This window comes from Nocardioides sp. Root190, from assembly GCF_001428565.1.
In the GTDB taxonomy this organism is placed as follows: Bacteria; Actinomycetota; Actinomycetes; order Propionibacteriales; family Nocardioidaceae; genus Nocardioides.
The window spans coordinates 845,286-856,831 of the sequence record NZ_LMIA01000010.1; the positions used below are offsets into that span (position 1 = coordinate 845,286).

Annotated in this window: 12 protein-coding genes; 10 read left to right on the forward strand and 2 right to left on the reverse strand. The window is 70.0% G+C overall.

The features are described from left to right. Positions 1 to 50 precede the first annotated feature (50 nt). From ASE01_RS16790 to ASE01_RS16805, 4 genes are all read left to right on the forward strand, one after another. Positions 51 to 626, forward strand: a complete 576-nt coding sequence (locus tag ASE01_RS16790; protein ID WP_056754451.1) for a single-stranded DNA-binding protein — start codon at positions 51 to 53, stop codon at positions 624 to 626. A 70-nt stretch (positions 627 to 696) separates the two neighbouring features. Continuing rightward, entirely contained in the window at positions 697 to 933 is a 237-nt protein-coding gene (gene rpsR / locus ASE01_RS16795) for a 30S ribosomal protein S18 (RefSeq protein WP_056754454.1), read from the forward strand. 29 nt (positions 934 to 962) lie between these two features. After that, positions 963 to 1,409: a 50S ribosomal protein L9 gene (rplI, locus tag ASE01_RS16800; RefSeq protein WP_056754457.1), complete on the forward strand. Its 447-nt coding sequence runs from the start codon at positions 963 to 965 to the stop codon at positions 1,407 to 1,409. A 102-nt stretch (positions 1,410 to 1,511) separates the two neighbouring features. Then, positions 1,512 to 2,156 carry a hypothetical protein gene (locus ASE01_RS16805; protein WP_056754461.1) on the forward strand — a complete coding sequence of 215 codons (645 nt, stop codon included), beginning with the start codon at positions 1,512 to 1,514 and terminating at the stop codon, positions 2,154 to 2,156. A 12-nt stretch (positions 2,157 to 2,168) separates the two neighbouring features. Here the strand turns inward: ASE01_RS16805 and ASE01_RS16810 are convergent, their stop codons facing one another. Both ASE01_RS16810 and ASE01_RS16815 read right to left on the reverse strand, forming a co-directional pair. Continuing rightward, positions 2,169 to 2,723, reverse strand: coding sequence for a hypothetical protein (locus ASE01_RS16810; RefSeq protein WP_056754462.1), 555 nt, complete (start codon positions 2,721 to 2,723; stop codon positions 2,169 to 2,171). Further along, entirely contained in the window at positions 2,720 to 4,087 is a 1,368-nt protein-coding gene (locus ASE01_RS16815; RefSeq protein ID WP_056754466.1) for an MATE family efflux transporter, read from the reverse strand. Before ASE01_RS16815 ends, ASE01_RS16810 begins: the two co-directional genes overlap by 4 nt. Positions 4,088 to 4,651: 564 nt before the next feature. On the opposite strand from ASE01_RS16815, the gene ASE01_RS16820 reads away from it, so the two are divergent. The 6 genes from ASE01_RS16820 to ASE01_RS16845 all read left to right on the forward strand — a co-directional run bounded on the left by ASE01_RS16820 (position 4,652) and on the right by ASE01_RS16845 (position 11,546). After that, positions 4,652 to 7,234, forward strand: a complete 2,583-nt coding sequence (locus ASE01_RS16820; RefSeq protein ID WP_056754977.1) for a replicative DNA helicase — start codon at positions 4,652 to 4,654, stop codon at positions 7,232 to 7,234. Between the two features lie 89 nt (positions 7,235 to 7,323). After that, positions 7,324 to 9,111 carry an RCC1 domain-containing protein gene (locus ASE01_RS16825; RefSeq protein ID WP_056754469.1) on the forward strand — a complete coding sequence of 596 codons (1,788 nt, stop codon included), beginning with the start codon at positions 7,324 to 7,326 and terminating at the stop codon, positions 9,109 to 9,111. A gap of 106 nt (positions 9,112 to 9,217) precedes the next feature. Next, positions 9,218 to 9,793, forward strand: coding sequence for a hypothetical protein (locus ASE01_RS16830; protein WP_157537422.1), 576 nt, complete (start codon positions 9,218 to 9,220; stop codon positions 9,791 to 9,793). 24 nt (positions 9,794 to 9,817) lie between these two features. Continuing rightward, positions 9,818 to 10,114: a hypothetical protein gene (locus ASE01_RS16835; RefSeq protein WP_056754475.1), complete on the forward strand. Its 297-nt coding sequence runs from the start codon at positions 9,818 to 9,820 to the stop codon at positions 10,112 to 10,114. Between the two features lie 11 nt (positions 10,115 to 10,125). Then, positions 10,126 to 10,995 carry a hypothetical protein gene (locus ASE01_RS16840; RefSeq protein WP_056754477.1) on the forward strand — a complete coding sequence of 290 codons (870 nt, stop codon included), beginning with the start codon at positions 10,126 to 10,128 and terminating at the stop codon, positions 10,993 to 10,995. Between the two features lie 26 nt (positions 10,996 to 11,021). Continuing rightward, positions 11,022 to 11,546, forward strand: coding sequence for a hypothetical protein (locus ASE01_RS16845; protein ID WP_056754478.1), 525 nt, complete (start codon positions 11,022 to 11,024; stop codon positions 11,544 to 11,546).

Consider the following 11,546-nt stretch of genomic DNA (forward strand, 5'->3'; position numbering starts at 1 on the left):
GGGACTGACCCGGACGGGCCACTCGATCCCACCCTCACCAGGAGACCACCATGGCTGGCGACACCGTCATCACCGTTATCGGCAACCTGACCGACGACCCGGAGCTTCGCTTCACTCCGTCGGGCGCTGCGGTTGCCAATTTCACGGTGGCGTCGACCCCGCGCACCTTCGACCGCCAGACCAGCGAGTGGAAGGACGGGGAGACCCTGTTCCTTCGTTGCTCGGTCTGGCGCCAGGCGGCCGAGAACGTCGCGGAGTCGCTTCAGAAGGGCATGCGCGTCGTCGTGCAGGGCCGGCTCGTGTCGCGCTCGTACGACGACCGTGAAGGCCAGAAGCGCACGGTCAACGAGCTGCAGGTCGACGAGATCGGCCCGTCGCTCACCTGGGCAACTGCCAAGGTCACCCGCGCCAACCGCTCCGGCGGACCTGGCGGCGGCGGTGGCGGCGGTGGTTACGGCGGTGGCGGTGGCCAGGCTGGCGGCGGTCGTCCCGCAGCCGGCGGCGACCCGTGGGGTGGCGGCGCTCCGGCGTCGTCCGGTGGTGGATCCAACGCAGGGGGCGGTGCGCCGGCTGGCGACCCGTGGGCAGCACCGGGTGTCTCCGGCGCTGACGAGCCCCCTTTCTGAGCACTACCAACATCAACCATTCCGGCCGTCGTTTGACTGACACGGCCGGGCTCTGAGGAGGAGCACCACAATGGCGAAGGCAGTCGTCCGCAAGCCGAAGAAGAAGGTTTGCCAGTTCTGCAAGGAGAAGGCCACCGGTGTCGACTACAAGGACACCAACCTTCTGAAGAAGTTCATCTCCGACCGCGGCAAGATCCGCGCCCGTCGGGTGACCGGCAACTGCGTCCAGCACCAGCGTGACATCGCCATTGCGGTGAAGAACGCTCGTGAGGTCGCGCTGCTGCCCTACACCTCCAGCGGCCGCTGAGCGCCCGGTAGAGAAGGAGAGCTGACTCTATGAAGATCATCCTGACCCAGGAGGTCGAGAACCTCGGCGCTGCTGGCGACGTGGTCGAGGTCAAGGACGGCTACGGCCGCAACTACCTCATCCCCCGTGGCTTCGCGATCCGCTGGACGCGTGGCGCCCAGGCGCAGGCCGACTCGATCAAGGCTGCTCGTTCCGCGCGCGCCGTCCGCGACGAGGCCCACGCCTCGGAGCTGAAGGCCAAGCTCGAGGGCGCCCCCGTCGACGTCAAGGTCAAGGCGGGCCAGGGCGGCCGCCTGTTCGGCGCGGTCACCCCCGCCGACATCGCCGCCGCGCTCGGCGAGGCTGCCGGCGAGGCGATCGACAAGCGGACCATCGTCCTCGGCAACCCGATCAAGGCGCTGGGCAACCACGCCGTGTCGGTCAAGCTGCACGACGACGTCTCGGCCGCGGTCGCGCTCAACGTGATCCCTGTCTGAGGTTCCTCGCGAACTGACGCAGATGCATCGGCGTGGCCGGTCCCCTCGGGGGCCGGCCACGTGGCATTTTTGGGAGCACTTCCCCAGCATCAGGAGCTTCCCATGCGTGTACGCCGTGCCTGGCCCGTTGCCGCCCTCCTCCTCGCCCCGGTCCTCGCCGGGTGCGGTGACGACGAGCCCTCTGCCGAACAGACCCCCTCCGAGAGTGGATCGCCGAGCCCGTCGGTGACCCCGACGCCGTCGCCGAGCGAAACCTCCGAGGCGCCGTCCGAGCCGCCCAGCTCCGCGGCGCCTGCGCTGCCCACTGCCTGCGAGCTGGTCACCGCCGACACCCTGGCCAAGGCCCTCGGCGTGAGCTTCGCGGCCGGCGAGCCCGGCGGCGGGTCGACGGAGGAGAACGGCATCGCCTGGAAGAGCGACAACTGCTCCTTCGAGGCCGAGGACCTGATGGAGGTCAAGGTCAAGATCACCGGACCCGACGACTTCACCACGGGCACCTTCAGCTGCCCCCAGCCCACCGAGGTCGCAGCGATCCTCGAGCCGGCCGACGACGTCGCCGGCGCCACCGAGGGCTGGTGGAAGGTCAGCGACTCCCCGCCGCTCGAGGCGACCCTGCGCGCCTGCTCCCCGACGGTCAACGTGGACGTCGACTTCGAGTACGAGGACGGCGTCGACTACGAGGGTGACCCGCGCCAGCAGGCCGCCCAGATCGCGGAGTTCGTGCTGGCTGCCCTCGCCGGCGACTGACCTGGTGCGCGCCTAACCGGCGGACACCTCGGGATCGACCGGCTCCGGCGCACCCGCCCACGGCTTCGCGCCGTGCAGTGCGCCGAGCAGGATGACGAGGAGCACGCCGCCGAGGCCGATCGTCCCGGCGCCGTACAACCAGGTCCACTCAGCGCTGTTGTAGAGCACGTTGGCGACGAGTGCGGCGAGGATCGCGACCTCCGCGAGGCGCCACCACCAGCCGCTGCGGGCTCCGGCCTGCAGCGCCTGGGCGGCCATCGCGTGGCAGAGCGCGGCCTGGAAGCCGAGCGCCGGCAGCGAGGACGCCCACACCACCGCAGGGTCGGCATCGTCGAGCCACGCACGCGCGTCGGGAGCCGACAGCACGCCGGCCATCAGCAGCGCGAGGACGACGAGGTACCACTGGGTCAGGCGCAACGGCAGGTCCGGGACGTTCCTGCTGAGCTGGGACCAGCCGAGCAGGACGAAGAGCATCCCGAGGACCTCCGAGACGTCCCAGGCGTCGTCGGGGGCAGCGGTGAAGATGACGATGGCCAGGCCGATCGCGATCCAGTAGAGCGGCTTCACGCGCCCGCCCCGGTGACCAGCCAGCGGTCGGTGCCTGCCCGGTGAACGAGCGTCACCAGGCGTCCACCCATGAACAGCACGCCGAAGGCGACCCACACCCACGGGAGTCCGGCGCCCAGCGCACTCGTCAGCAGCACGACCGGAGCGTAGCCGCCCAGCACGATGAGGCCGGCGAGGGCGAGGTACCTGCCGTCACCGGCTCCGATCAGGACTCCGTCGAGCACGAACACCACACCGGCAATGGGCTGCGCGGCCGCGGCGACGAGCAGCACCGGGACCAGGGCGTCGCGCACCCCCTGGTCGGGGGTGAACAGGATGCCGAGCCAGGGACTGCTGGCCGCGAGGAGCAGGCCGGTCACCACGCCGCTGACCACACCCCAGCGCACCATGCGGGCGGTCACCGCGCGGGTCGCCGGGATGTCGCCGGCGCCCAGATGTCGCCCGGTGATCGCCTGGGCGGCGATCGCGATCGCATCCAGCACGTAGGCCAGGAAGGCCCAGATCGTGAACGCCAGCTGGTGGGTGGCGATCGGTACCTCGTCCCCGCCCGACCCGGTGAGGTCCGTCGCGGAGATGACCACCGCCCAGGTGGTGACCAGGATCGACGCGCGCAGGGTGAGGGTGCGGATGAGGAGGGGTACGCCGGCCCGACCGGCCGCGCGGATGCCGGGCAGGTCGGGCCGCAGCGAGGCACCCTCCCGTCGGGCACCGCGCATCACGGTGACGACGAGTGCGACCGCCATCAGGACCTGGGCGATGACCGAGCCGAGGGCGGACCCGGCCAGCTCCAGCCGCGGAACCGGCCCGGCGCCGTACACGAGCAGGACGTTGAGGACGAGGTTCGCGATGTTGCCGAGGACGGCGACGACGAGTGGCGTGCGGACGTCCTGCAGGCCGCGGAGGACACCGGTGCTGGCGAGCACCAGCAGGAGCGGGGTGATGCCGGCGGCGGCGATGCGGAGGTAGGTCGTCGCGGCGTCCTGCACCCCCTCGGAGGCGCCGAAGGCGCTCACCAGTGGTCCGGCGAGCAGGCTGGTCGCGAGGGTGACGGGCACGCCGATCGCCACCGCGAGCCAGAGTCCGTCGATGCCGAGGGCGAGTGCCTCGCGCCGCCGGCCGGCGCCGAGCTGGCGGGCGACACCGGCCGTGGTGCCGTAGGCGAGGAAGACGCACAGGCCCACGACCGTGGTCAGCACGGTGCCCGCGAGGCCGAGTCCGGCGAGCTCGCGGGTGCCGAGGTGACCGACCACGGCGGCATCGCCGAGCAGGAAGAGCGGCTCGGCGACCAGGGCCAGGAAGGCTGGGAAGGCGAGCCGGGCGATCTCTCGATCCAGGGAGCGGCGCCGCTGAGGGGTGCTCGTCATCGGATCCGATACCCGACCGGTGGATAACTCGCTATCAATTGTGGAAAGTCCCTCCTGTGCACCGCTGGACAGCAGGGTGTCCGGGGAGAGCGGTGGTGTCGCCCGGATGACCGCAAGGTGAACGAGATCACACCGAAAGAATTTCTGTTGCACACCTGTGGAATCACGTTTCCGCAGGTCAGAGGCAGTTTGGTGGCGAACTGGCCGTCTGGTTCCACAGCTTCCTCCCCAGCCCGTGCACACCATTGCAGCGTGTCGTCCACCGGTGATGGCGAGTTATCCACAGGTCCTGTGGACAACGGGGCCTCGTGGGCTTTTCGCACAGCCCTCCACCCCCGTAGTTTCGTTCGCGCGGGGGGATGGATCGGACCCCCTTCGCACGATGGTCACCGTACGACGTGCCCATGCGCCACGGCGGCGCCCCCCGCGATCGACCAGGAGACGGAGCACCCCGTGAGCCTCACCGACGACCCGCCGTCGTGGACCGCTGCCCCCCCGGACGAGTGGGGGGACGGTCCGGCGACGTACGCACCCGGCGAGGCACCCCAGCAGCCCGGTGGCCGGATGCCTCCGCAGGACATGGCGGCCGAGCAGTCCGTGCTCGGTGCGATGCTCATCTCCAAGGACGCCATCGCCGATGTCGTCGAGTCCATCCGGGGCGTCGACTACTACCGCCCGGCCCACGAGGAGATCCACGAGGCGATCCTCGACCTGTTCGGTCGCGGCGAGCCGGCGGACATGGTCACCGTCGCCGGTGAGCTCCAGCGCCGCGGCCAGCTCCAGAAGATCGGTGGCGCGGGCTACCTCCACACGCTCGCGGCCAACGTCCCGATCGCGGCCAACGCCGGCTTCTACGCCGAGATCGTCTACGAGAAGGCGATCCTGCGCCGCCTGGTCGAGGCGGGCACCAAGATCGTCCAGATCAGCTACGCCGGCGAGGGCGAGATCGACGGCATCGTCAACGAGGCGCAGTCGGAGATCTACAAGGTCACCGACCGCAACAAGTCCGAGGACTACGCGCCGCTGAGCGACATCATGGACGGTGTCCTCGACGAGATCGAGGCGATCGAGAACCGGGAGACCGGGATCTACGGCGTCCCGACCGGCTTCGCCGACTTCGACGAGCTCACCAACGGCCTGCACGCCGGCCAGATGATCGTCGTCGCGGCCCGGCCCGCCATGGGCAAGTCGACGCTGGCACTGGACTTCTGCCGGGCTGCCGCCATCCACAACAACCTGACCGCCGCCTTCTTCAGCCTGGAGATGACGCGCGCCGAGATCGTGATGCGTCTGCTCTCGGCCGAGGCGCGCATCCCGCTGAACCACATCCGCAACGGCAAGATGGGCACCGAGGAGTGGGACCGCCTCGCCCGTCACGTCGCGAAGGTGTCCTCCGCGCCGATGTTCATCGACGACTCCCCCAACATGACGATGACCGAGATCCGCGCGAAGGCGCGCCGGCTCAAGCAGAAGCACGACCTGCGGATCATGGTCATCGACTACCTCCAGCTGATGAGCTCGGGCAAGAAGGTCGAGTCCCGTCAGCTCGAGGTCTCGGAGTTCTCCCGTCAGATGAAGCTGCTGGCCAAGGAGCTCGAGATCCCGATCATCGCGCTGTCCCAGCTGAACCGTGGTCCCGAGCAGCGTGCGGACAAGCGTCCGGCCATGAGCGACCTTCGTGAGTCGGGATGCCTGACGGCCGACACCCGCCTGATGCGGGCCGACACCAATGCCGAGATCAGTCTCGGCGAGCTGATGGCGACCGGCGCGACGGACGTGCCGGTGTGGGCGCTCGACGAGCGGCTCAAGCTGGTTCCTCGGACGCTGACGCACGCCTTCCCGAGCGGCACGAAGCAGGTCTTCGAGGTGACGCTCGCGTCCGGGCGACGGGTCAAGGCGACCGGCAACCACCCGTTCCTGACCTACGACGGCTGGATGCCCCTGGCCGAGCTCGAGGTCGGCAGCCGCGTCGGGTCCGTCCGACACGTCCCGCCGCCCCTGGAGATCACGCCCCGTGACGAGGACGAGATCGTCGTGCTGGCACACCTGCTGGGTGACGGCTCGTTCGTGAAGCGTCAGCCGATTCGCTACGCGACCACGGACGAGGCCAACCTGACCGCCGTGAGCGAGGCGGCGGCCCGCCGCTTCGGCATCACCGCGGTTCGTGACGACTACCCCGCGGCGCGAGTCACGACCCTCCGGTTGCCCGCGCCGTACCGACTGGCACGCGGCCGGCGCAACCCGATCGCCGCATGGCTCGACGAGGACGGACTCTTCGGCCTGCGTTCGCACGAGAAGTTCGTGCCGGACTGGGTCTTCGGTCTTCCCAAGGAGCAGGTCGGACTCTTCCTGCGTCACATCTGGGCGACGGACGGCTGCGTGCACGTCGACAAGTCCGGCACCGGCCGCGTCTACTACTCCTCGACCAGCCGCCGACTCGTCGACGACCTGGCCCGCCTGCTGGCCCGCTACAACGTCTTCACCCGGATCAAGCGGGTCCGCAAGGAGGGCTACCGCGACGGCTGGCACCTGCACATCTACGGTGTGGAGAACCAGCTCCGCTTCGTCGACGAGATCGGGGTCCACGGCGCTCGTGGAGCGATCGCAGACCGTCTGGGCGAGACCATCCGTGAGGTGTCCCCCAACACCAATGCCGACACGATCCCGGTCGATGTGTGGGACGACGTCCGCACCATCCTGAGTGACCAGGGCGTGACCCATCGCGAGTTCGCGGCGGCCATGGGCACGCAGTTCTCCGGCTCGACCATGTGGAAGCGCGCACCGAGTCGGCAGCGACTGGCGAAGGTCGCGGCAGTGCTCGACTCGGCCGAGCTCGACGTCCTGGCGACCAACGACGTCTACTGGGACAAGATCGTCTCCGTCGAGCCGATCGGCGAGCACCCGGTCTACGACGCCACCGTCCTGGGCGTGCACAACTTCGTGGCCGAGGGCATCGCCCTGCACAACTCGATCGAGCAGGATGCCGACATGGTGGTCCTGCTCCACCGCGACGACGTCTACGAGAAGGAGTCGACCCGCCCCGGCGAGGCCGACCTGATCGTCGCCAAGCACCGCAATGGCGCGACCCGCGACATCGTGGTGGCCTTCCAGGGTCACTACAGCCGGTTCGTGGACATGGCGCACTGACGACACGACGTCGACGACCTGCCCAATCTGGGTGACGCCAGCGGCGCGCGTGCCTCCTAGCCTCGAAGCAGGCGATACGGAGGACGTCGATGCATCTCTTTGCGCACCCGCGACGTGGGACTCTCGCCTGCCTGAGTGTCCTGCTCTTCGGAGCGGCGCTGCTGGTGGCGGCGCCGACCCCGGCGGTCAGCCCGCCCGGGACGCCGTACGCCTGGGGCGGCAATGTCTTCGGCGAGCTCGGTGACGGCACCACGTCGCCCCACCGCACGGCCGCGCCGGTGACCGGCCTGAGCGACGTGGTGGACCTGCACACGGGTCGTGAGCACACCGTCGCCCTGCGTGCCGACGGAACGGTGATGACGTGGGGCAGCAACCAGATGGGTCAGCTGGGCGGGGGTACGACGGGCGGCCTGCGTCCTGCGCCTGCCGCCGTGGCCGGGCTCACCGATGTGGTGATGGTGTCCACGGGGCACTACCACTCGCTCGCCCTCCGCGCGGACGGGTCGGTGTGGACCTGGGGCTACAACCACGTCGGCCAGCTCGGCGACGGGACCACGACCAACCGGAACCGTCCGGTGCTGGTCTCCGGGACCCGCACCTATTCGTGGGTCGCCGCGGGTCGCGACATGAGCTACGCGGTGGCCACCGACGGCTCGGTCTGGGCCTGGGGCCTCAACGGTGACGGTCAGCTGGGCGACGGCACGACCACCAACCGCGCCGTCCCCGTGCAGGTGGGCGGTCTGAGCGACATCGTCCAGGTGTCGGGCGGTCGTGACCACGGGCTCGCCCTCGCCGGCGACGGCACCGTGTGGGCGTGGGGCTGGAACGCCTACGGACAGCTCGGTGACGGCACGCTCACCGATCGGCTGAGCCCCGTCCAGGTCACCACCGGAGCGAGGATGGTCGCCTCCGGCGCCCACCACTCCTACGCGCTCCGGTCAGACGGTCGGGTGCTGGCGTGGGGTCGCAACTACCGCAACGAGCTCGGCGACGGGACCACGACCCAACGCACCCGACCGGTGCTGGTGAGCGGCGTCGCCGGCGCGGTCGCGATCGGCTCGGGCCGCGACCACGGACTCGCCGCGCTGGCCGACGGCACGGTCCGCTCGTGGGGGCACAACAGCTCCGGCCAGCTCGGGGACGGGACGGTGACGAGTCGCTCCACGGCGGTGACCGCGCTCGGGGTGACGGGCGCGAGCCGGGTGAGCGGCGGTGCGGAGTTCTCCGTCGCCCTGTCGACAGGGACGCCGCCACCGACCGGCGAGAACGCCGAGTTCCGGGCGAGCGCGGGGGCCACGCGCAACGCCTCCTCGATCGCGGTGAGGATCCCGGCGGCGGTGCAGACCGGGGATGCCCTGGTGCTGTTCGTGTCGACCAACCGGCTGGCGTCCTTCGCGACGCCGACCGGGTGGACCCTGCTGGCGACCGCGAGCGACAGCGACCTCCGTTCCTGGGCGTTCACCCGGACTGCCGCAAGTGGAAGTGGCGGCACCACGCTGACCCTCACGCTCGACGCCATGAGCAAGGTGGTGGCCACCGTCGTCGCCTATCGCGGCGGGCCGGTGACCACCGCGATCGCCCGGATCGAGACGGGAACCGGTGCCGCGCACCTGACCGCACCGACGACGGTCTCCGTCGGCTCGGCCGTCCTGCATCACTGGTCCACCAAGATCAACAGCACCGCCACCTGGTCACTGCCGCCCGAGCTGACCCAGCGGCACCTGAGCCCCGCGGGCAGCGGCAGCGGTCAGGTCTCGGCCGTCACTGCGGGCGGTGTGCCGGCCGCGACCGGGACCTGGCCCAGCCGCACGGCCACCGCGAGCGTCGCATCGGGCAAGGCGATCGGTTGGACCGTGGTGATCCCGCCCGTCTCCTAGCCCGCGAGACCGACGTGGTTCTCAGATCGCGTCATCCAGGGGTTTGCACGGACGCCACCCGGGAACAGCGCCTTGTCGGCCCGACCCACGCATGAGGAGCACCAGAATGTTCGATCGTCGTCCCGGAGCACGCAAGGGCTCGAGTCTCGCCCGAAGGCTCCTCACCCCTTTGGTGGGGGCGCTGGTCATCGTGCTGGTCACCGCCGGCGGTGCCTTCGCCTACTCCTATGCCAAGAGCGACCCTGTCGGCGATGTGCACGTCAACGGCTCGGGGGTCACCGCCTACGAGAAGTACAGCGCCGACATCACCAAGGTGACGACGTACTCCGACACGACGTACCTCAACATCAAGGTGTACGTGCGCAACCTCTACCCCCGCGAGGGTCAGGAGCTGCAGATCAACGTCGAGAACCTGCTGAACGGCGTCTACAGCTCCCAGGGGGTCAAGGTCTACGCGCGCTACTACACCGATGGGTCGAGCGTCGTCTCCTACTACGACTACATCACCGGCTACGAGCGCAAGTACACCGACGCCAGGCTGTCCCGTTCGGACTCCGGCAACTACACGCTGGTGCGCATCCCTCGGACCCGCGCGAAGTACACCCCTGACCGCACCTTCGTCGCGACCACCGTCTATCACACCGGCGGAAGCGCACACGACTCGTTCAGTCACAAGTACTGAACACCGACTTGGCACGATGGCCCCATGACGAGCGCCGACCACGAGATCGAGTTCCGGTGGAAGGAGGAGGTCTACTACTGGGAGGGCACCCGGGGCTGCCGGTTCGACGGCGGGTGGGGAGTCACCCCCTTGGTCACCTACGTCCCCACTGCCGAGAAGTGGCCTTCGGTCGCACCGGACTGGGCGGTCGAGCGCCGCGACCTGATCCTGCGCCGGCTCCTCGATCACGGGCCGAGCCACCGGGTCGAGGAGACCGACCACTACCCCTACGCGATCGGGGTGACCCGGGACGGTGACGGAGCGGTTGCTCCCGCCCCGTAGCCTCCGGTCCCATGACGACGCATGACGGCTCGGACCCGTCACCCGCCGCCCCGCAGAAGGCCTCCGAGGTGAAGGCCTGGCTCGTCGCGCATCCCGACGTCGACCCCGCCGTCCTCGCGCCGCACCAGGACCAGAAGGCAGCGGCGCGCACCGCCGCGGTCCGCGCCCTGGGGACGATCGGGACGCCGCGAGCACTCGAGGTGCTCGGTGAGTACGCCGATGGCAGCTACCCCGACGCCGTGCTCAAGGAGCTCCACACCGCCTGGGGACGCTTCGACCGACGGACCTTCGCGGCGACGATGTTCCGGCAGGCGGCGTACACGCTGGACCTCGGCATGGCGCGCACCGTCGAGGGGATCGGCGCGGTTCCCGGCCTGACCAGTCTGGACGTCGTCTTCAACGGCAAGGCGGACCTGACGCCCCTCGCGGAGTGCGTCGAGCTGCGTACGTTGCGGGTCGGCGCGGAGGGCGAGCCCGGGCTGCTCGGGGTCGAACCGCTGCTCGACCTGTCCGAGCTGAGCGAGCTGCACCTGACCCGGACCACCCACAACGCCGACCTGGCACCCCTCGCCGCTCTGGGCGTACGACGCCTGCGGATCGACCTCGAGGGAGCGGACGGGTCGTTCCTGCTCCGCATGCCGCAGCTCGAGCGGCTCCTGGTCAGTGGGGGATCCGCCGACGTCGTCCTGGCGCTGGTCCGCAAGGGCGTCAGGGTCGTCGTGTTCGCCCACGAGCGGGACTGGGTCACCGGTCTGCTCGAGCAGGCCGGTGGGGCCGCGGACGTCTTCGTCGTGGAGAAGAGCGGTCGGATCGGCCTCGTCGACGACGAGTCGAAGGTCGACGAGCTGGGCCGGCACCTCTTCTCGAACATCCTTCCCTGACCGACCGACAGCTGAGAGGAACCACGATGATCCCCGAGGACCTCACCCTGTGGCGCCGACGCCAGGCCGACGGCCACCCGAACCCGTGGTCGGAGGGCCTACGGCTGCTGGGCGAGGACGAGCAGCCGGCCGCACTCGACACCGGCTACCTGAACGCCGAGGACCTCGCGAACCCCGACATCGCCGCCAACGTGCGTGCCATCGCGGACACCGCTGCGCTGATCACCTGGGTCGCCGAGGACGGCGACGAGGGCCAGGCCTTCGGGTACTGGCGCGGTCCGGAGGACCTCCCTCTCTCGGAGGCGCCGGTCGTCAGCCTCGACAACGAGGGTCAGTTCCAGCTGCTCGCAGGAGCCACCCTCAGCGAGGTCCTGTGCAGCGAGTACGGCCAGTGGAGCGACGACGGCTACCCGGGACTCGCGGCGGCCTGTCGCGAGCTGGGCGTCGAGGTCGGCGCCGAGGACCCCATCGATCTTCCCGAGCCGAGCGTGTCGCCGCGCCCGGACGGCTTCCACGAGGCCCGCTACCGCGAATTGCTCGCGGGCAGTTGA